The sequence below is a fragment of the Kocuria sp. genome (assembly GCF_030530945.1).
GTDB lineage: Bacteria > Actinomycetota > Actinomycetes > Actinomycetales > Micrococcaceae > Kocuria.
On sequence record NZ_JAUMTZ010000004.1, the window covers coordinates 102,876 to 122,133 of the forward strand.

Sequence of the window (19,258 nt, forward strand, 5' to 3'; positions counted from 1 at the left end):
GTGGGTCACGCGGTGCGGGGCTGCGCCTCGCCGCGGCTGCTGAGGTAGCTCGCCAGGGTCGCGGTGCGGTGCTGGCGCACGGCACGCTCCACGGCGTCCGCCGGGGCGTGGGTCTCGAGGAGGTGGAGGATGTGGTGGTGCTCGGTCACCGAGGCGCGGGCGCGCTCCGGCACGAACGAGAACGTGGAGGTGCGCAGGTGGTTGAGGCGCTCCCACTCCACCGTGACCAGGTCGTTGAGGCGCTCGTTGGGGCACCGGCACGCGAGCACGCGGTGGAACTCGTGGTTGGTCTCGGTGAAGGTCTGCGGGTCGAAGCTCTTCAGGGACGCCTCCATGGAGGCGTTGAGCTCCCGGGCGTGGGCGAGGTCCGCGGCGGTGATCAGGGCGGCCGCCTCCGCGGTGGCCGCTCCCTCCAGCACCGCCAGGGTCTCCATGCTGAAGCGGTACTGCTCACCGTCCACCATGGACACCCGCGCCCCCACGTTGCGCTCGAAGGACACGAGCCCCTCGGCTTCGAGCCTGCGGATCGCCTCGCGGACGGGCACCACGGACATGCTCAGGGTCTCCGCGATGCTCGCGAGCACCAGCCGGTAGCCCGGCGAGAACGCCTGGGTCATGATCTGGGACTTGATCCAGTCGTAGGCCCGCTGCGCCTTGGACGGGGCGGCGTTCGCGGTGTCCGCGGTCAGGGACATGGGTTCCTCGGTTCGGGTCAGGGGGCAGGCGTGGTGTCAGCGGCGGGTCACTCGGAGGGCAGGGGGTTCTCGGCCAGCCACTGCTGGAACCGCTCCTTCCACTGCCCCGTGGGCGGGAACAGCCCGTCCACCGGGTGGCCCTCGGCCACGCGCTCGGCCACCCAGCCGTCCTCGTGCTCCTTGGCCAGGGCGTCCTGGGCCACCTCCTCGGCGAGCTCGCGGGGGATCACGACGACGCCGTCGTCGTCCCCCACGACCACGTCACCCGGGAGCACGGTGACGTTGCCGCAGGCCACGGCCACGTCCGACTCCCACGGCACGTGGCGCCGCCCGAGCACCGCGGGGTTGGGGCCCTTGCAGAACACGGGCAGGCCGATCTCCTGGACCGCGGCGTAGTCGCGCACGCCGCCGTCCGTGACCACGCCCGCCGCGCCGTTGTGGCGGGCACGCAGGGCGAGGACGTCCCCGAGGGTCGCGGAACCGGTCTCCCCACGGGCCTCGATCACGATCACCTCACCCTCCCCCACGGCGTCGAACGCACGCTTCTGGGCGTTGTAGCCGCCGCCGTGGGTCTTGAAGAGGTCCTCGCGGTTGGGCACGAAGCGCAGCGTCTTGGCCGTGCCCACGAGCTTGCTGCCGGGGGTCTGCGGGAAGACGTCCGCGACCACCACGTTGTTCAGCCCGCGCTTGCGCAGCTGGGCGGAGAGCCCCGCGGTGGGGGCCTTCTCGAGCTTCGCGCGCAGCTCCGGACTCAGCGCGTGCGCGGCACCGCGCTCCGGCAGGCCCGCGGCCTCGCGGGAACCCCACGCCTCCTCGCGCTGGGTGTCGTCCACGGCCGGCATGGCGCCCAGGCCCTCGTCGAACGGCTCCGTCCCCTCGGTCACGCGGCTGACGAGGCGTCCGGACGACGGCGCCCCGGCGGCGGACGGCGCGTCGACCTCCACCTCCACGACGTCCCCGGGCCGGGCCACGGAGGAGCCCGCGGGGGTTCCGGTGAGGATCACGTCCCCCTCCTGCAGGGTCACGTGCTGGGAGAGGTCCGCCACGAACTGGGCGAGCGGAAAGATCATGTTCTCCGGCGCGGTGGTGTCCTCCTGGACCAGCTCCCCGTTGAGCCACGTGCGTACCCGCAGCTGCTCCGGGGAGACCTCGCGGGCGTCCAGGAGGGAGGGGCCCAGGGAGGTGTAGCCGTCCCGGCCCTTGTTGCGCAGGTTGGAGCCCTTGTCCGCGGCGCGCAGGTCGTAGAGGCCCCAGTCGTTGGAGGCCGTCACGGCGGCCACGTGGTCCCAGGCGTCCTCGAGGGACACGTTCCGGGCGGGCGTGCCGATCACCAGGGCAATCTCGCCCTCGAACGCGAGCAGCTCCGTTCCCGCGGGACGCTCCACCTCGGCCCCGGAGCCCGCCAGTGAGCTCGCGGGCTTGAGGAAGTAGGAGGGCACGGCGGGCTTGCGGCCGCGCTGCGCCGCGCGGGACTCGTAGGCCACGTGCACGGCGACGATCTTGCCGGGACGCACGGGAACCGGCTGCGTGCCGGGGGTCCCGCCGAGGGTGCTCTGGGCGTTCTGGGGGTTCTCGGTCACCGGGACCGCCTCCTCGTGGTCGGCAGAATGTTATTCGAAATCGTATATTATTCGGGCGCAACCGACAAGTGGTTCAGATCACACCATTGTCCCCGGAGGGCCGCGAATCGTCGTCCACGGAGCGGAAATCCGCGGCGGTGACGGGAGGCGCAGGGCGTGGCCATGCGGCGTCGCCACGCGGGGAGCACCCCCTGTTACCTGGGCCACACATCGTATATGATCTAGGCAACACCCGTGGACCCCACCGATCCACCGGGCCGCGGGCAGCGTGGCTCCGCCCGGAACGGACCCCGGTCCACACCACCCCAGAACGCAGGAGAAGCCATGCTCTTCCACCAGAACGGATACGTCTCCGAAGACCCCCGGATCGAAGCGGCCCGCGGGTACGGCGTGGACCGGCCGGAGGACCTCCCGGAGACCATGGACGTGCTGATCGTGGGCACGGGTCCGGCCGGTGTGATCGCGGCGGCGCAGCTCTCCCAGTACCCGGAGGTGAGCACCCGCATGATCGAGCGCCGCCCCGGGCGGCTGGAGATCGGGCAGGCTGACGGCATCCAGGCCCGCAGCATGGAGACCTTCCAGGCCTTCGGGTTCCACGAGGAGATCCGCAAGGAGGCCTACCGCATCCGGGAGATGTGCTTCTGGAACCCGGATCCGCAGAACCCGCAGAACATCATCCGCACGGGCCGCCCCTCGGACGATCCCCACGGGGTCTCCGAGTTCGACCACGTGATCGTGAACCAGGCACGCGTGCTGGACTACTTCCTGCGCGCCGCGCACCGGGGCCCTGCCCGGATCACCCCCGACTACGGCATCGGGTTCGTGGGCCTGGAGATCGACAGGGACCAGGAGTACCCGGTGGCCGTCACCGTCCGCTACACGGCCGGTCCCCGTGAGGGCGAGGAGCGCACCGTGCGCGCCAAGTACGTCTTCGGTTGCGACGGCGCCTCCTCCGGGGTGCGCAAGGCGATCGGGCGCAAGCTGGAGGGCAAGGGCGCCAACCACGCCTGGGGCGTGATGGACGTGGTGGCCAACACCGACTTCCCCGACATCCGCACCAAGTGCGCGATCAACTCGCGCAGCGGGTCCATCCTGCTGATCCCCCGCGAGGGCGGACTGCTGTTCCGCATGTACGTGGACCTCGGAGAGGTTCCCGCGGACGACAACCACGAGATCCGCAAGACCCCGGTGGAGGAGATCATCCGGCGGGCCAACCAGATCATCCACCCCTACTCCGTGGACGTGAAGTCCGTGGCGTGGTCCTCGGTGTACGAGGTGGGCCACCGCCTCACGGACCACTTCGACGACGTGGACGACGAGGACCGCGGCACCCGCGTGCCCCGCGTGTTCATTGCCGGGGACGCGTGCCACACCCACTCCGCCAAGGCGGGCCAGGGCATGAACGTGTCCATGCAGGACGGCTGGAACCTGGGGTGGAAGCTCGGGGCGGTGCTCTCCGGCCGGGCGGACGAGTGCCTCCTGGACACCTACTCCGCCGAGCGCCAGGTGATCGCCAAGAACCTGATCGAGTTCGACAGCGAGTGGTCCACCCTCATGGCCACCCCGCAGGACCAGCTGCCGGACCCCAAGTACCTCGAGGACTTCTACGTGAAGACCGCCGAGTTCCCGGCCGGGTTCATGACGCAGTACGAGCCCTCGGTGCTCGTGGCGGGCACGCAGCACCAGGAGCTCGCGGAGGGCTACCCGGTGGGCAAGCGCTTCAAGTCCGCGCGCGTGCAGCGCGTGTGCGACTCCGAGATCGTGCACCAGGGCCACGAGGCCACTGCGGACGGCCGGTGGCGCATCCACGTCTACGCGGACCCCGCCGAGGCCGGGGCGGACTCCCCCACCGCCGCGTTCGCCGAGTGGCTTCGCTCCGATCCCGCGTCCCCGCTGGTGGCGCACCGCCGCGAGGGCGACGGCGAGGCGACGCTCTTCGACGTGGACGTCACCTACCAGCAGCCGTACACGGACGTGGACATCAACCGTGTGCCCGCGGTCTTCAAGCCCGCGGTGGGCACGCTCGAGGTGGAGTACTGGGAGCGGGTCTACGCCGCGATCCCCGGGGAGGACATCTTCGACGCGCGCTCCATCAGCCGGGACGGCGCCGTGGTGGTGGTGCGCCCGGACCAGTACGTGGCCGCGGTGCTGCCCCTGGACGCCACGGACGAGCTGGCGCAGTTCTTCGCGGGCTTCCTGCGCACGAACTGATCCGGACGCAGAACGGCACCGGCCGCGCACTCCCGTGGGTGCGCGGCCGGTGCCGTTTGCGTGTGCGGGCGGGACTCAGCGGGCGATGACCACGCTCGCCTCGGAGGTGTTGACCCGGAACGTGAGGGTCTCCCGCAGGTAGAGCTCCACGGTCTCCGCGGTGTGGGACGAGTACCCGATGGCGGTGTCCAGACCCAGGTGCAGCTCGTAGTCGCCGCCGCGCGCGGAAACCAGCAGGGCGTCGTCGAGCGCGGGAGCCCAGATGATCGAGCCGTCCCCGAGGATGCGGGAGACGTGCTCGTGGACCGGGTAGCCGTGGTCGGTGGTCTCGGTGACCTCCGTGTACAGCTCGGCGGGCAGCAGCAGGTTGTACGGGCCCGACACACCGGCCAGGCGCAGCTCGGTCCTGGCCTTGGCCACGGCGTCGGGGAACTCCCGGACGTCCTGCGGCAGGGCCACGCGCGGGTTGTCGCTGGCAGGGGCGATGCCCTGGATGCCGGCGGGCTGGGAGCCGTAGAACACCGTGCGGTCCTCGGCGGAGGCCAGGGCCACGGCGGCGTCCTTGACGGGCTGCCAGTCCGCGTCCGTGGCGCCGCGCTCCACGGAGTCCACGTCCGCGCGCCGCACGGTGAACGGGGCGCGTAGCTCCACCACGCGCACCACGTGGCGCTGCAGGGTCTCGACGCCGCTCGCGTCCGAGTCCACGCGGCTCACGTGTCCGGTGCCCACGGCGGAGAACTCCGCGCCCGCGGGCTCCGGCATGTCCACGGTGCGCCGTGCGGCCACACGGGAGGCGAAGGTCCGGCGGGCCTCGTCCTCCATGTCGGACCACGCCGCGGCGGAGACGGGTGCGAGTTCCCGGTGCAGGTTGTTCATGGTCAGCTCCTGTTGCTGGGTCGTCTGAGGCTGCCGATGCCCAGGGAGCCATCGGCGGGGGTGGTGGGTGCGGCGTCGTCCGCGGTGGAGTCACCGGCGGTACCCGCGGAGGGCCCGGACGGCGCGGGGGGTTCGGCGGGAACGGTGGAGGGATCGTCCAGGAAGGACCGTGGCGGGGCGAAGAACAGGCCCCCGGTCACCGCGGTGGAGAAGTCCAGGATGCGGTCGTGGGTGCCCGGAGGGTTGCCCAGGAACATGTTCTCCAGCATGGTCTCCGTGACGGCGGGGTCCGCGGCGTAGCCGATGAAGTATGTGCCGAACTCCGCCGAGCCCACCCGCCCGAAGGGCATGTTGTCCCGGACGATCTCACGGGCGTGGCCGGCCACGTCGTCGAGGTCGTTGAGGGCCACGTGGGAGTTCGCGGGCTTCTGCTCGTCGGACATCTCGATGTCCTCGAGCTTGGAGCGCCCGATCACCCGCTCCTGCTCCTCCGTGGACAGGGCCTCCCACGCGGCCATGTCGTGCAGGTACTTCTGCACCACCACGTAGCTGCCCCCGCGGTAGGCGGGGTCCTGGTCCCCCACCAGAGCTGCGGCCACGGCGTCCTCCCCCTCGGGGTTGGCGGTGCCGTCCACGAAGCCCAGCAGGTCCCGCTCCTCGAAGAACTTGAAGCCCTGCACCTCGTCCTCCACCGTGACGTGCGGGCCGAAGCGACGCATCAGGTGCTTGGCGAGCTCGAAGCACACGTCCTGGGTGCCGGCGCGCAGGTGGATCAGCAGGTCACCGGGAGTGGCCACGGCCGTGTGGGTGGGGCCCGCGATCTCGCGGAAGGGGTGCAGCTGCCGGGGGTGCGGGGCGTCGAACAGCCGGTCCCAGGCGTGCGAGCCGATGCCCACCACGCAGAGCAGGTCGCTCGCGGGCACGCGGAAGGAGACCGCCTTGGTGAGGTCCGAGACCCCGGTGAGGATCTCCGCCACCTGCGCCTCCGCGCCCTCGTTGATGCTCAGCACCAGGAACATGGCGGACTTGGCCGGGGCGGCCAGGATCTTCTGGGTGGGCATGTGATCTCCGTGGCTCCGTGGACGGGACGCTTCTCATCCCACAGTATCCCTCCGGGTGGGCGGGATTCGTCAGGGCACCGCACCCACCACGCCCCGCCTCACAGACCGCGGAACAGCTCCACGACGCCCGCCGCCGTGGTCTCCCGGCACGCCCCGAACCCGGTGCCCGCCCAGAGGTTCAGCCCCTCCGGGTCCGCGGCGGAGGCCGCGCGCAGGGGCGCCGTCATGTAGTGCACCTGGGGGTAGCCCGCCACCTGCTCGCGCGCCATGCGCTCGGTGAACCGGTTGCGCAGCGCGCGGGCGGACCGGCCCGAGAACGCCCGGGTCACCACCGTGTCCCGGGGCTCTCCGTCCAACAGGGCCGCCCGGTGCGCCGGCTTGGTCCCCGCATCCCGCGCCGTGAGGAACAGCGTCCCCACCTGCACGGCCCGGGCACCGCCGCGCAGCAGCTCCGCGGCGTCCTCGCGCCCGGCCACACCGCCTGCCGCGATCAGGGGGATTCCGGTGAGGCCGCGCGCGGCGGCGAGCAGCGCCGTCGTCGTGACGTCCTCCGGCGCCGCGGCCTGCCCGTGGCTGGCGCGGTGCCCGCCCGCCTCGGTGCCCTGGACCACGATCGCGTCCGGCGCGAGCTCCGCGGCGGCGGCGACCTCCCCCGCGCTGGTGGCGTTGAGGACGACGGCGCTGCCCGCCTCCCGCAGCCGGGCCACGTCCGCGGCACTCGGCAGGCCGAACGTGAAGGAGACGAGCGGGACCGGGTGGGTCAGCAGGTGCGCGATCTTGACGCGGTACTCGTCGTCCGTGAACTCCCCCGGCTCCGGCGCGGGCACGCCCAGCTCGGCGGCGAGCGGCGCGAGGGCGCGGGCATACGCCGCGAGGTCCCCGGGGTCCGAGGGGTCCCGCTCGGGGACGAACAGGTTCACGCCGAAGCGGTCGGTCTGCGCGGCGACCTCACGGATCTCCGCCGCCATCGCCTCGGTGGTCTTGTACCCCGCAGCCAGCATGCCCAGCCCGCCCGCGCGCGCCACGGCCACCGCGAGCGCCGGCGTGGACGGCCCGCCCGCCATGGGTGCCTGGACGAGCGGCACCTGCAGATCGGTCAGTGGATTCGTCACGGGGTCTCCTTAGACTGGGCGGGTGTCCGCCTCCCATGATGCTCTCCCCACCCCAGCCCCGTCAGCCGCCGACGACGCCGCCCGCCCCGTCATCAAGGTCACGGGCGTGGTGCTGCGCCGCACCTCGGACGGCCACGTGCTGACCGTGCGCAAGCGGGGCACCCGCATGTTCATGTTCCCCGGCGGCAAGCCGGAGGCCGGTGAGACCCCGGTGGAGACCGGGATCCGCGAGGTCCGGGAGGAACTGGGCGTCGAGCTCACCGCCGCAGACCTGACCCCCGTGGGCGAGTGGCACTCGGACGCCGCGAACGAGCCCGGCCACGGTCTGCACAGCCACGTGTTCCTGAGCACCCGTCCGCTCACCGCCACCCCGGAACCGGCCGCGGAGATCGAGGAGCTGCGCTGGCAGCCGCTGGACGGTGTGGAGGACGTCCCGGACCTGGCACCGCTGGCCCGCTGGGACGCCCTGCCCGTGGTGCGGGGGCTGGGGAACTAGCCGCGGGGCCCGGCTCCCGGGTCTGCACCCTCCGGGGCAATTTGGCCCGTGTTCTCCAGCATCTGCACGCGGGCCTTGCGGCACAGGAGCTGCATGACCGTGAAGACCGTCGCAGACATGGCCGTGTTGACCACGTAGTACCACCCGAACTCGCGATGGGGGACAACGAGGATGATCAGCGCCGCAAACCCCAGGAAGCAGAAGAAGTACACCAGCCACGCCACCACCGCGCGCCCCACGGTGTGCGGATAGTAAGGATCGGCCCGCACGATCTCTCGGCGGCGGGCCTGCTGTGGCGAGAGGTTCCCCCGGTCACCGTTCGCTGTTCTGGGGTCGCCCGCCGTGCCGTGGCCGGGCGTAAATTCCGTGCCGGACATGTCCGCACCTCGCATCGTGTGCTCGTCTCACCGGGGCCCTCCCGGACCTCCACCGTGGCAACCGGCGCGGGGGTCGGACAATGGCCCAGCGACCAGACTCGCACCACCCCACACCGGGCAGCGACTGCCGGGCACCCGGGCCGCGGTCTCCGCCCCGACTCCGCCCAGGAACGGGATCCGCGACCACCACCTCCCTGGATGCGCCGAACGCCGTTCCGCGTGCGCTCAGGTGCGACGCATCACCGTGGCCGGGTCCACGGGGACCTCGCCCCGGGAACCGACGGCAGCGGCGTCGTCGTCCGTGAGACCCGGGAGGGTGATGTCTCCGAAGGGCTCGGGGCCCGTGATCCCGAGGTCCGCGCGGGGGACGGCGTGGGTGTCCTGGCTGCGGTCGTCCACCGGCGCGCGCAGCAGGGTGGCGGTGGCCCAGCCGTGGGTGAGGAGGTAGTGGTCGCTGTCCGGTTCCTCCGGCCCGGTCTCCGCGCTGTAGGTCACCGCGATGTGCTTCGCGTCTCCGCGGCCAATCTGCGCCTGGACCGCCCCGAAGCTCGCTAGCCGGGCGGGTTTCAGCCCGCGCAGCCGCGCCGGGGGGACGTCCGGCACGTTGAGGTTGAGGACCCACTCGTCGAAGGGACGCTGCTCCCAGCGCTCCAGGGCGTAGCGGGTGACCAGCAGGGACGTGTCCCAGTGCTGCGGCGCGCCCGAGGTGGTGGACACCGCGATGCCCGGGATCCCGTGGGAGGCGGCCGTGAGCACGGCGCCCACGGTTCCGGAGTGCAGCGTGGCCCGTCCGGTGTTCGCGCCCAGGTTCACCCCGGAGAGCACCATGTCCGGGCGCCGGCCGAACGCCCCGTAGGAGGCCAGGAACGCGATCAGCGCGGGTGCCGCCTTCACCCCCGTGCACTCCACGCCCTCCGGCATGTCCGGGGGATCGGCGGGCACCAGGGCGATCCGCCCGTCGATCTCCTCGCCGGACAGGGACGCGCTGGCACCCGAGTACTCCTCGGCGGGGGCCGCCACCGTGACGGTGTGCCCGCGCTCCAGCGCGGCCCGCGCCAGGACCGCCAGGCCGGGGGACGAGATGCCGTCGTCGTTGGTGACCAGGATGTGCATGGAGTCCATGGTGGCACGCGGCCCACCCCCGGACCAGGGCGGATCTGCGCGGGAACGGGTCTCAGGAGAGGGTGCGCACCGTGATCTGACGGGCGAACTTCTCGATGGTCGTGCGGTTGCCCGTGCCCAGGCCGCGGCGGGCCACGTTCAGCGCCCCGGCGGAGGCACCGAGCGCCACCGCGTCCACGAGCTCCAGCCCGCGGGCCAGGCCCACGGAGATGCCCGCGGTCATGGAGTCGCCCGCGCCGCGGTGGTCCAGCGGGGTGATCGACGGCGCGCAGACCTCCCGCACCTGCTCCCGCTCCACGAGCAGCGCCGGGTCCTTCGCGCGGGACACCACGACGGCGCCCGCTCCCCGCTCCACGAGAGCCCGCCCGGCAGCCACGAGGGACTCCGGGGTGCCGTCCGAGCCGAGGTCCAGGTCCCGGATCTCCTCGTGGCTGATCTTCAGGACGTCCACGCGGGCGTCCACCGCCGCGAGTGCGGGCGCCCCGCTGAGGTCCGCGACCACGGTGGTCCCGGCGTCCCGGGTGTCCCGGATGAGGCGGGCGTAGAACGACGCGGGAACCACGTCCCCGGGTTCGGAGCCGGTGACCGTGAGGACGTCCGAGGCCAGGGCGTCCACGAACGCCGTGCCGTAGAGGTCGTCGAGCTCGTGCCGGGAGAGCTCCGGCGGGGGCATGTGGGCCAGGACCTCCCGGTCCTCGCCGCGCAGGTCGTAGACGTAGCCCCCGTTGCCGTACCCGTAGCGCACGGCGTTGACCTGCATGCCGAGCCCGTCCAGCATGGAGCGGATCAGCGCCCCGAGCTCCCCGCCGAAGGGACCGCTCACGGACACGTCCGCGCCCAGCGACCCCGCCATACGTGCCACCCACAGCCCCTGCCCACCGGGGTGCATGTGCACGTCCGACTCGTGCGCGCTGCGGTTGCGGTGGGCCGCTGGCTCAGTGATCTCGGTGATCAGCAGCGGCGTGGGAACCAGGACGGAGAGGCGCGGTGCGGCGCCGGAACGGGTGTCGGTCACGCACGAAAACTACCCCACGGGGATGCTGGTGAACAGGTGCCCGAGGTGCCACGATGAAGGGATGAACGCCACCGCACCGATCCGCATCGTGGAGGGTCAGGCCGCCAGCGAGCACACCCTCCAGGCACTCCGGGCGTACTTCGGGGAGCTCGACCACCGGATCGACGGTGGCTTCGACCCCGGACTCACGGAGGTCACCGGCCCCGAGGACGTCACCCCGCCCCACGGCGACTTCCTGCTGATGACGGACCTTGTCACGGGCGAGGTGATCGCGTGCGGTGCGGTCCGCCGGGTGGACGAGGACCGGGTGGAGCTGCGCCGGATCTGGGTCACCCCCGAGCACCGCGGCCGGGGCCACGCCCGCACGCTGGTGCGGGCCCTGGAGAACAAGGTGCGTGCCTTCGGCGCCTCCACCGCGGTGGTCTCCCTCAACCCGGAGATGACCGAGGGCATCGCCATGTTCCGCAACCGCGGGTACGAGCCCGTGGAGTCCTTCCACCACACCACCACGGCCTCGGTGTTCCTGGCGCGGCAGCTGTAGGAGTCGTCGCGACCGGGCTGGGGGCGGTTCCCGGCGGCGTCGCCGTCCCTACTTCCGGGCGTCCCGCGTCTTCTTGTCGTTCGCCTTCTCGACGGCCGCCACCAGTTCGGCCTTGGTCATCTCCGAGCGCCCCTTGACGTCCAGCTCCCGGGCGATCTCGTAGAGGTGCTCCTTGGAGGCGTTCGCGTCCACTCCCCCGGCGGTGTCCTCCGCGTTCAGCCCACCCTTTTCCGCACTCTTGTCGGAGGGCCCGTTCTGCTCCTTGGGCTCCCAGTGGTCCCCCACCTTCTCGTGGGTGTGCTTCACGGCGGCCCACGCGGTGCGGGCGGCGCGGGCATCGTCGTGGTACTCGTCCTCTGCGGAGTCCCAGGTCTGCGCGAACGTGTCCTGGGCCTTCTGGTCCGAGCGCTGCAGCGTGGACGGGATCTCGTCCTGCTGGGCGCGGCCGTCTCCGGTGGTCTTGGGCACGGGGTCCTCCTGTCGCGATTCGGTCTTTGGGCACCACCCTGGCACGGCCGACGACGCCGCGGCACCCCCTGCCGCGATCACCCTTCCGCCTTGAGCGGAACACGCTCAAGTTTACTGCTCTGAGACCTGGCACTCCCACTGGGAGAGTGCTATCTTTTCAGTAGTTGAGTCATAGGGACTCAAGAAACGTGATGGCTCCAGGTCCGGGCAACCGATGGGACAGCGGGGCACACCACGGATGTGACGCACAGGAAGGAATGACCGTCATGGCTGCTTTCGATCCGTTCTCCGAGGTCCAGAACTTCGCCAACCAGATGCTCTCCACCCGCAACGGGCTGGAGCAGATGCCCATGGACCTCTTCCGCCGGGGAGCCAACTACTACCTCGCCGCGGACCTGCCGGGCATCGACCCCACCAGCGTGGACGTGGACGTGGACGGCCAGCTGCTCACCATCCGCGCGCAGCGCCGCCTGCCCTCCGCGGAGAAGGACACCAAGTGGATCGTGCGCGAGCGCCGCAACCACTCCTTCGTGCGGCAGCTGAACCTGGGCCAGGGCATCGACACCGAGAACATCACCGCCTCCTACGACAACGGCGTGCTCACGGTGACCATCCCGGTCTCCCCCAAGTCCCAGCCGCGCAAGATCCAGGTGGCCACCGGCCAGAGCCAGGACGGCGTGGTGCTGGAGCACGGCGGGCAGTCCGGTGAGGACGCTCAGAAGTCCGGCGAGGGCTCCGAGAGCTGAGCGGCTCCGTCCGGCCCGGCAGGCGATGCCGGTGCACGCAGAAGGCCCGCGGCAGGTCCCGCGGGCCTTCTGCATGCCCGGAGTCCGGCACCGCGAGTCCACCGGGATGGGCGGGTTCGCACGCGGTGGCGCGAACGACGGGACCGTGCCCGCCCGGTCTACAGGGAGAAGAAGAACCGGGTCAGGTGGAAGAACACCGGCGCGGCGAAGATCAACGAGTCCAGCCGGTCCAGGATCCCGCCGTGCCCGGGGATGGACGCCCCGAAGTCCTTGATGCCGCGGTCCCGTTTGAGGCTGCTCATCACCAACCCGCCCACGAACCCCAGCAGGCAGGACACGAGCGCGAGAACCCCGGCCTGCCAGGGGGTGAACGGAGTCAGCCACCACAGCCCGGCCCCGAGTGCGGTGGCGGAGAGGACACCGCCCACGAAGCCCTCCCAGGTCTTGTTGGGGCTGACGGTGGGGGCGATCCGGTGCCTGCCCGTGGTCTTGCCCCAGAGGTACTGCAGGACGTCCGAGCCCTGCACCACGACCACCAGGAACAGCAGCAGCGAGCCGGCCTCCACGCCCCCGGCACCCACGGGTGACCCGTCTGCCGCCTCCTTGCCACTGTGGACGGCCACGGGGAGCTGCAGCACGGCGGGCAGGTAGCTCAGTGCGTAGACGCACACCATGAGCCCCCACTGGGCCAGGGCGGCACGGTGCAGGAAGGACTCCGTGCGCCCGGACAGCGCCAGGAGCACGGGCAGGAAGAGGAACGCGTAGACGGGGATGAAGATGGCATACATCCCGTACCAGTGTTCCCACACGAACCAGAAGTGCAGGGGGCACAGCACGGCCATGGTCCACACCACCACCCGGCGGTCCCGCTCGCCCTCCGGCACCAGGTGGACGAACTCCCGCAGCGCCAGCAGGGAGAGCCCCAGGAACAGCAGCACCACGGCCGTCTCCCCGAGCGCCAGGCACGCCACGAGCACGCCCGCCATGAGCCACCAGGCGTAGATGCGGTGGCGCACGTTCAGGAGGGTGGCCCGCAGCCCCTCGGACCGGGCTCGGCGGTACAGCACCTCCGCGACCACGGTGGCCAGGACGAGGAAGACCAGCAGCCCGCCCACCAGTCGCCAGGACGGCGCCCCGAGCATCCCGATCTCACCCACGGTCCCCACCTCGTTCTCCGGCCGCCACCCGCAGCTGGGCGGAAACAGCACGCAGCCGGGTCACCACGGTCAGTGCGCAGCCCACCACCACGAGCACCAGCGTGCACCACAGCACCGCGCCGCGCGGCCACCCCCACCACGGCTCCGTGGCACCGAGCAGGATCCCCGCCATCAGCAGCCACATGCGACGCTGCTTGGGCAGCACCCCGCCGAACTGCTGCGCGCACCCCGTGCTCACGCCCAGTGTCCGCACGTACGCCGTGAGCACCGCGAGACTCCCGGCCAGCCACCCCAGCGTGACCCCGCCGGCCCACGACGACGCCGCATAACCCGCCCCCGCGAGCAGCGCCAGGTCAGAGACGCGGTCCGGCACTTCGTTGTAGAGCTCACCCGTGGGGGTCCGCAGACCGCCCTCCACGGCGAGCATCCCGTCCAGCATGTTGCACAGCAGCCGCAGGGGGATGCACACGGCGGCGAGCAGGAGGGCAAGGGTGCGGGCGGCGTCGTCCGCGTGGGCGGAGAGCACCAGGCAGGCGCAGCCCACGAGCGCTGTCACCACGGAGGCCACGGAGATGTGGTTGGGGTGAAGGCCCGCGCGCTGCAGAGCGCGCGCGGTGGCGGCGGCCCAGCGCGCGGACCGCTGCGGAATGGGCCGGCGATGGGGGTCGGGGGCAACCATGGGTTCTCTTCTCGCGGGATGTGAGCTGTGGATCCACGCCCATGGTGACACACGGGCGCCTGGATGGGATTGAATGTCCGCAGGGACGTGACCGCGACTCATCCGGGAGGCCACCGTGCACACCAGAACCCTCTGTCCGCGCCGTGCGGGCGGCTCCGATCCCACCTGGGACGACGCCGCAGGGCCCGCAGCCCACCGGGGCGCAGGTGGGGACGGACGCGCCAGCACCGGGTCCACGCACCGTGACGGGTGGCCGGGCGCGTCCCCGGCCGGTGGCGCTCACCATCGCGCCTCGGGGCTGGGCCGATGAGCGCGGCGGCGGGTACGGCGGCGAGCGCGGTGCGGGACCACGTGGTTGCCGCACTGTGGGGCTTCGCGGAGGCCACGGTGTTCTTCGTGGTCCCGGACGTGTGGCTGTCCGCGGTGGCCATGCGGCGTCTGCCCCGCGGGCTCGCGTGCGCCGCCTCCGCCACGGCCGGGGCGCTGGTGGGCGGAGCCGTGGTGCACCGCTGGGGCGCCAGGGCGCCCCGGGGGGACTCCGCCCGCGCCCTCACGCGGATCCCCGCGATCTCCGCAGCCATGGTTCGGGGCGTGGAGCGGGAACTCGCCGAGCAGGGCTTCACCGCCGTGCTCCGGGGACCGTTGCGCGGGACCCCGTACAAGATCTATGCGCGCACCGCCGGGCTGCGCGGGGATTCCCTGCCCCGCTTCCTCGCGTGGTCCGTCCCCGCTCGCGCACCGCGGTTCCTGGTGGTCACCGCGGCAGTGGCCGCTCTCGACGCCGCCCACTCCCGGCTGCGCCCCCGGGCGCCCGGCTGGGTCCGCTGGGTCGTCTTCGGTGCGGGGTGGAGCGCGTTCTACGCGTGGTACTTCCGCACGGTGGGCCGCCGGTGAGGTGACTGACCCGCAAACACATGCACCTCCCTGCCACTTCTTTTCCACTCGCCCCTGCGTCTGGTGACGAGAGGGCGAACCGCGGCATCGCACGGTGATGCAGGCCCGGTCAGCGGCCCATCCAGCGCACCACCCGGTCCAGGTCCTGGATGGCCCGGGAGGACCACACCATCAGCGCGTACACGTGCGGGCCGCCCTCGCAGACCACGGTGGTGGTGTCCACGCCCGCGCGCACCAGGTCCGTGACGAACTCCAGGGTGTCCGGGCAGAGCATGTCCCGGTCCCCCTGCAGCACGAAGGTCCGGGGAAGCCCGCTCAGGTCCCCGAAGGCGGGGCTCACCACGGGATCGGTGACCTCGCGGGTCCCGGCCCACCAGCGGGCGGCCGCCCGGGGCCCCTCGGTGTCCAGCATGTGGTCCGCGGCCCGGTAGTTCTCGATCTCAGGATTGCTCACGCTCGCGTCCACCCACGGGGATATCAGGATCAGTCCTCCGAGTGCCCCGCCGGTGGACGGCGCCGCCCCGGGTGCCGCCTCCCTGGACGCCGCCACCCCGGGTGCCGTCCGCCCGGGCGTGGACGCCGCGGCGTCGCGCAGACCCATGGCCTGAGCCACCGCGAGACCACCGCCCGCAGAGTCCCCGGAGACGAAGACCCGCTGGCCGAGCGAGCGGGCGAGCTCCCACACGCCGTCGGCGAGCGCGAGCGCCTCGTCCACCGTGTGTTCGGGAGCCAGACCGTAGCCCGGGACCAGCACCGTGGCGCCGGTGCGGCGGATGAGCGCCTCGACCCAGCGCCAGTGCGTGGTGGACACCGGGTGCACGTACGCGCCGCCGTGCCAGTGGACCACCACGGGTGCGTCCTCACGGGCAAACGGTGCCCGGGGGCGCGCGACGACCACGGGCCGCCCGGCCACCTCGACCCGCTCGAACTCCACCCGCCGGTGCATGCCCCTGTGGGGTGCGGCCTCCGGCCGTTGCCTCCCGAGCGAAGCCCGCAGCGTTGCCTCGGACTCCCACACGTTCGGCAGCACACGCAGGCCCTGGTCGGTGACGCGCAGCGCGGGATCCGCCCGCACCAGGGTCACGTCCACGGACGGTTCCGGGTCGCCGGTCGCGGTTCCCGCCCGGCGGGCTTTGCGCAGCGCCCGGATCTGCTCGGTTGTGGCGGGAGCGGCAGGCTCCGCGCGGCGACGGCCCGTGGGCCGGGCGGGCGAAGCGGGGCCCTGCGCCCCGCGGGCGCGGGCGGCGTCGGCATCGGGGGCGCCCTGGCCGGAAGTGCTGTGGGCGGAGGTGTCCAGGTGTCGTGCCACGGGGGTCTCCTGCGGGGGTCGGAGAAGGGGGTGCGGTGGCCCGCCGCGGGCAGTGGGCAACCCCTGGGATGCTACGCCAGGAGCGGGGGTCCCCCCGCGCGGCAGGCAGCGCGAGGCGCCGGGTGTGAGAGACGGACGACGCCGCCCGATCACCCCACGTAGCGCGCCCGCACCTCCTGCGGGAGCATGCCGCCGCCGGTGAGCCAGGCCAGGTGGATGGCCCCGGCCGGAAGCTCACCGAGCCCCGCCGCCGGGGTGGGATCGGTGCGGGAGGGTGCGGCGTCGTCGGACGTCGAGACGGAGGCCGCAGCGTGCGGCGCGGCCACCCGGCGGACCGCCTCCAGGGCGGAGGCGGCCGAGGGCTCCACCACCACGTTCTCGGTGGCGTGCAGGGCCCGGACCTGTTCCAGCATCTGCTCGTCCGAGGCGGTGACGTACCCGGCGACCAGCCCCTGCACGGCGCGGCCCACGAAGCCCGAGGGCCGCCCCACGGCCAGCCCGTCCGCCACGGTGCGGGTGCTCAGCCCGAGCTCCGCCACGGAGACCTCGTCGTGCCGCCCGGTGAACACTCCCAGCAGCATGCAGGGCGCCTGGGTGGGCTCCACGAACACGCAGTGCACGGCGTCCCCGAACTCCCGCTTGAGCCCGTAGGCCACGCCACCCGGGGCGCCGCCGATCCCGCACGGGAGGTACACGCACAGGGGGTGCTCGGCATCCACCGTGATGCCATGCTCCGCCAGCTGCCGGGCCACGCGGTGCCCGGCCACGGCGTACCCGGCGAAGAGGCTGAGCGAGTGCTCGTCGTCCACGAAGTGCACGGTGTCGTCCAGCGCGGCCGCCTCGCGGCCCGCCGCCACCGCCTGCGTGTAGTCCGTGCTGTGCTCCACGACCTCCACGCCCCGTGAACGCAGCAGGTCCTTCTTCCACTGCTGCGCGTGGGTGGACATGTGCACGGTGGCCTGCAGCCCGAGTGCTGCGGAGATGATCCCGATGGACAGCCCCAGGTTTCCCGTGGAGCCCACCACCACGCGGTGCCCGCCCAGCAGCCGGCGGAACGGCTCTGAGGCGAACACGGTGTACTCCGGCAGGTCCTCGGCTGGGGTGGTCGCTGGATCCGGGAGCAGCCCGTGGGCCACCGCGAGGGTCTCCGCGAGCTGGAGCACCTCGTGCACGCCGCCGCGGGCCTTCACGGAACCGCTGACCGGGAGGATGTCGTCACGCTTGAGCAGCACCCGCCCGCCGACCCCCGCGTCCTCCTGCCACGCCGGGGCGGCCTGCAGCGGGGATTCGATGAGCCCGCCCGCGGCCGCTGTCTCCGGGAAAGTCTGCGCGATCCAGGGGCGGAACCGTTCCAGACGGGCGGCGGCGTCTGCCACGATGGCCGGGTCGATGCCGGAGGCCGCCAGGCCGCTCGCGGTGTCGGTCACTGCGGGGTTCCACCAGGTGAGGGGCTCCTCGCGGGAGAGCCGGTCGGTGAGGTCAGTCATGTCGCATCTCCCTGTGGTGGGCGGCCAGTGGCACGAGTGCGGGGGCGCTGCTCCTCGTCACCGTGACGGCGTTCCGCGAGCTCCCCGGACGTGGTCACGCAGAGACGCCGGAGCCTTCCGCGCTCGCCCTGATCGTAGAACACCCGCCTTCCTCCGCGGCCCCTCTCACCCGGCCCGGCGCCGCTCGCCCTCCGGGCGTGTCGCATGGATCGTAAGGGCCGCCAGCAGACCAGTCACACCCGCGCCCAGGGTGAGCAGGAACCCGTGCCGCGGCACCACCGCCAGGACACCGCCCAGTGCCGAACCGAGGGAGACCCCCAGCACCAGGCACGTGGTCAGCAGGGTCATCACGCTGGCGATCCGGTGCGAGGGCGCCACCTGCTCCCCGCGGGTGTACGCGCTCACGAGCATCGAGCCCACCCCCAGGCCGGTCAGCACGAACAGGACCCCGAGCAGAAGGGGACCGGGGACGGTGAGCAGCACGAGCGACGTCGTGCACACCAGCAGCGCACCCGCCGCCACCCGCGCGGCCAGCGGGAGCCGGTGCGGCAGGCGAGAGACCAGCACGCTCGCCAGCGCACTGCCCACCCCCATGCACCCGTAGACGACACCCGTGTACGCCTCCGTGCCGCGCACGGCGTTGATGGCGGTGAGCGCCGTCTGGGTGGAGCCGAAAACCGTGCCCACGCACAGGCACGCGAGCATGGGCGGCAGGACCGAACGCCAGCGGATCCGGCCGGCCGCACCGGCAGTGGTCTCCGAGGGCTGCGCGTCCACCGTGAGCCCGCGCTCCGCCAGCAGGTACGCGACGAAGCACCCCTGCCCCACCACAACCCACACCATGAGTGCCACCAGTGCGGGGTTCGGGCCGATGGTCCCCACCAGCAGACCGGCGATCACGGGGCCCAGGATGAACCCGACCTCGTCGCACGCGGTCTCGTAGCCGAGCGCCCTGCTCACGAGCCCCGGCAGACGACGACGCCGCGCGAGCGTGGACCAGCGTGCCCTCGCGATGGCGCCCACCTGCGGGTTGGCGGAGCCGATCACGGCGGCGCACACCAGAACCAGGCCCTGCGGTGCGCCGTGCAGCACCACCGTCAGCAGTGAACCCATGCCGATCAGCTGGACCGCCGTGGCCCCCACCATCACGGGCAGGGGACCGAAGCGGTCCACCAGCCGGCCCACCAGGGGTGCCCCGACCGCGGAGCCGAACCCCGCGGCGGCCACGGTCAACCCCGCGAGACCCAGCCCGAGGCCCGCTCCGCTCACGTAGAGCAGCAGCCCCAGCTGCACCGTGGCCGCGGGCAGCCGCCCGATCAGGGCGGTGACGAGGAAGGGCCAGCCACCCGCAGCGGGCAGGGACGTGCCGGCACCCGGGGACGGGCGCGAGGCCGGGCACTCGGCGCCGGACCGGGGGGCGGGGTTGGGGTCC

19 protein-coding genes are annotated in these 19,258 nt (G+C 72.5%); 5 read left to right on the forward strand and 14 right to left on the reverse strand.

Annotation, left to right across the window (positions count from 1 at the left end; translation table 11 throughout):
• Positions 1 to 5: 5 nt before the first annotated feature.
• Complete coding sequence (locus Q4A22_RS05605; protein ID WP_303177752.1) at positions 6 to 695, reverse strand: GntR family transcriptional regulator; 690 nt, start codon at positions 693 to 695, stop codon at positions 6 to 8.
• Positions 696 to 742: 47 nt separating this feature from the next.
• Positions 743 to 2,275, reverse strand: coding sequence for a fumarylacetoacetate hydrolase family protein (locus Q4A22_RS05610; RefSeq protein WP_303177753.1), 1,533 nt, complete (start codon positions 2,273 to 2,275; stop codon positions 743 to 745).
• 324 nt (positions 2,276 to 2,599) lie between these two features.
• Between Q4A22_RS05610 and Q4A22_RS05615 the strand changes: the two genes are divergently transcribed.
• Positions 2,600 to 4,486: an FAD-binding monooxygenase gene (locus tag Q4A22_RS05615; RefSeq protein WP_303177754.1), complete on the forward strand. Its 1,887-nt coding sequence runs from the start codon at positions 2,600 to 2,602 to the stop codon at positions 4,484 to 4,486.
• A 75-nt stretch (positions 4,487 to 4,561) separates the two neighbouring features.
• Here Q4A22_RS05615 and Q4A22_RS05620 read toward each other — a convergent pair whose 3' ends face one another.
• From Q4A22_RS05620 to Q4A22_RS05630, 3 genes are all read right to left on the reverse strand, one after another.
• Complete coding sequence (locus Q4A22_RS05620) at positions 4,562 to 5,362, reverse strand: family 1 encapsulin nanocompartment shell protein (RefSeq protein WP_303177755.1); 801 nt, start codon at positions 5,360 to 5,362, stop codon at positions 4,562 to 4,564.
• 2 nt (positions 5,363 to 5,364) lie between these two features.
• Positions 5,365 to 6,423: a Dyp-type peroxidase gene (locus tag Q4A22_RS05625; protein WP_303177756.1), complete on the reverse strand. Its 1,059-nt coding sequence runs from the start codon at positions 6,421 to 6,423 to the stop codon at positions 5,365 to 5,367.
• Between the two features lie 98 nt (positions 6,424 to 6,521).
• The gene (locus Q4A22_RS05630; protein WP_303177757.1) at positions 6,522 to 7,535 is read right to left on the reverse strand and encodes a nitronate monooxygenase; all 1,014 of its coding nucleotides are present in this window, start codon (positions 7,533 to 7,535) and stop codon (positions 6,522 to 6,524) included.
• A gap of 22 nt (positions 7,536 to 7,557) precedes the next feature.
• Between Q4A22_RS05630 and Q4A22_RS05635 the strand changes: the two genes are divergently transcribed.
• Positions 7,558 to 8,031, forward strand: coding sequence for an NUDIX domain-containing protein (locus tag Q4A22_RS05635; protein ID WP_303177758.1), 474 nt, complete (start codon positions 7,558 to 7,560; stop codon positions 8,029 to 8,031).
• Here the strand turns inward: Q4A22_RS05635 and Q4A22_RS05640 are convergent.
• From Q4A22_RS05640 to Q4A22_RS05650, 3 genes are all read right to left on the reverse strand, one after another.
• Entirely contained in the window at positions 8,028 to 8,300 is a 273-nt protein-coding gene (locus Q4A22_RS05640) for a hypothetical protein (protein ID WP_303177759.1), read from the reverse strand. The two genes, Q4A22_RS05635 and Q4A22_RS05640, sit on opposite strands and share 4 nt — an antisense overlap.
• Positions 8,301 to 8,633: 333 nt before the next feature.
• On the reverse strand, positions 8,634 to 9,530 hold the full coding sequence (gene surE, locus Q4A22_RS05645; protein WP_303177760.1) for a 5'/3'-nucleotidase SurE: 897 nt from the start codon (positions 9,528 to 9,530) through the stop codon (positions 8,634 to 8,636).
• A gap of 52 nt (positions 9,531 to 9,582) precedes the next feature.
• Entirely contained in the window at positions 9,583 to 10,545 is a 963-nt protein-coding gene (locus Q4A22_RS05650; protein ID WP_303177761.1) for a 1-phosphofructokinase family hexose kinase, read from the reverse strand.
• Positions 10,546 to 10,606: 61 nt separating this feature from the next.
• Between Q4A22_RS05650 and Q4A22_RS05655 the strand changes: the two genes are divergently transcribed.
• A complete protein-coding gene (locus Q4A22_RS05655) occupies positions 10,607 to 11,086 on the forward strand; it encodes a GNAT family N-acetyltransferase (protein WP_303177762.1) in 480 nt (159 codons plus the stop codon).
• A 48-nt stretch (positions 11,087 to 11,134) separates the two neighbouring features.
• Here the strand turns inward: Q4A22_RS05655 and Q4A22_RS05660 are convergent, their stop codons facing one another.
• The gene (locus Q4A22_RS05660) at positions 11,135 to 11,554 is read right to left on the reverse strand and encodes a ChaB family protein (RefSeq protein ID WP_303177763.1); all 420 of its coding nucleotides are present in this window, start codon (positions 11,552 to 11,554) and stop codon (positions 11,135 to 11,137) included.
• Positions 11,555 to 11,820: 266 nt separating this feature from the next.
• Here Q4A22_RS05660 and Q4A22_RS05665 point away from each other — a divergent pair, with 266 nt between their 5' ends.
• Positions 11,821 to 12,300: an Hsp20/alpha crystallin family protein gene (locus Q4A22_RS05665; RefSeq protein WP_303177764.1), complete on the forward strand. Its 480-nt coding sequence runs from the start codon at positions 11,821 to 11,823 to the stop codon at positions 12,298 to 12,300.
• Positions 12,301 to 12,458: 158 nt separating this feature from the next.
• Here the strand turns inward: Q4A22_RS05665 and Q4A22_RS05670 are convergent, their stop codons facing one another.
• Both Q4A22_RS05670 and Q4A22_RS05675 read right to left on the reverse strand, forming a co-directional pair.
• Entirely contained in the window at positions 12,459 to 13,457 is a 999-nt protein-coding gene (locus tag Q4A22_RS05670) for a phosphatidate cytidylyltransferase (protein WP_303177765.1), read from the reverse strand.
• Complete coding sequence (locus Q4A22_RS05675; protein ID WP_303177766.1) at positions 13,450 to 14,136, reverse strand: CDP-alcohol phosphatidyltransferase family protein; 687 nt, start codon at positions 14,134 to 14,136, stop codon at positions 13,450 to 13,452. Before Q4A22_RS05675 ends, Q4A22_RS05670 begins: the two co-directional genes overlap by 8 nt.
• A 306-nt stretch (positions 14,137 to 14,442) precedes the next feature.
• On the opposite strand from Q4A22_RS05675, the gene Q4A22_RS05680 reads away from it, so the two are divergent.
• Positions 14,443 to 15,030, forward strand: coding sequence for a hypothetical protein (locus Q4A22_RS05680; RefSeq protein WP_303177767.1), 588 nt, complete (start codon positions 14,443 to 14,445; stop codon positions 15,028 to 15,030).
• 109 nt (positions 15,031 to 15,139) lie between these two features.
• Here Q4A22_RS05680 and Q4A22_RS05685 read toward each other — a convergent pair whose 3' ends face one another.
• The 3 genes from Q4A22_RS05685 to Q4A22_RS05695 form a co-directional block, all read right to left on the reverse strand.
• Positions 15,140 to 16,339 (reverse strand): alpha/beta hydrolase fold domain-containing protein, encoded by a 1,200-nt coding sequence (locus Q4A22_RS05685; protein ID WP_303177768.1) that lies wholly within the window; start codon positions 16,337 to 16,339, stop codon positions 15,140 to 15,142.
• Between the two features lie 149 nt (positions 16,340 to 16,488).
• Complete coding sequence (locus tag Q4A22_RS05690) at positions 16,489 to 17,826, reverse strand: D-serine ammonia-lyase (protein ID WP_303177769.1); 1,338 nt, start codon at positions 17,824 to 17,826, stop codon at positions 16,489 to 16,491.
• 165 nt (positions 17,827 to 17,991) lie between these two features.
• Positions 17,992 to 19,258: MFS transporter (locus Q4A22_RS05695; protein ID WP_303177770.1), on the reverse strand; the 1,267-nt coding region annotated here is incomplete at its 5' end.

Excerpts from the sequence above, each read along its gene's own strand:
- Q4A22_RS05605 (WP_303177752.1), bottom strand. The coding sequence starts at position 695 with ATGTCCCTGACCGCGGACACCGCGAACGCCGCCCCGTCCAAGGCGCAG.
- Q4A22_RS05675 (WP_303177766.1), bottom strand. The coding sequence starts at position 14,136 with ATGGTTGCCCCCGACCCCCATCGCCGGCCCATTCCGCAGCGGTCCGCG.
- Q4A22_RS05655 (WP_303177762.1), top strand. The coding sequence starts at position 10,607 with ATGAACGCCACCGCACCGATCCGCATCGTGGAGGGTCAGGCCGCCAGC.
- Q4A22_RS05625 (WP_303177756.1), bottom strand. The coding sequence starts at position 6,423 with ATGCCCACCCAGAAGATCCTGGCCGCCCCGGCCAAGTCCGCCATGTTC.
- Q4A22_RS05690 (WP_303177769.1), bottom strand. The coding sequence starts at position 17,826 with ATGACTGACCTCACCGACCGGCTCTCCCGCGAGGAGCCCCTCACCTGG.
- surE (WP_303177760.1), bottom strand. The coding sequence starts at position 9,530 with ATGGACTCCATGCACATCCTGGTCACCAACGACGACGGCATCTCGTCC.
- Q4A22_RS05680 (WP_303177767.1), top strand. The coding sequence starts at position 14,443 with ATGAGCGCGGCGGCGGGTACGGCGGCGAGCGCGGTGCGGGACCACGTG.
- Q4A22_RS05615 (WP_303177754.1), top strand. The coding sequence starts at position 2,600 with ATGCTCTTCCACCAGAACGGATACGTCTCCGAAGACCCCCGGATCGAA.
- Q4A22_RS05620 (WP_303177755.1), bottom strand. The coding sequence starts at position 5,362 with ATGAACAACCTGCACCGGGAACTCGCACCCGTCTCCGCCGCGGCGTGG.
- Q4A22_RS05665 (WP_303177764.1), top strand. The coding sequence starts at position 11,821 with ATGGCTGCTTTCGATCCGTTCTCCGAGGTCCAGAACTTCGCCAACCAG.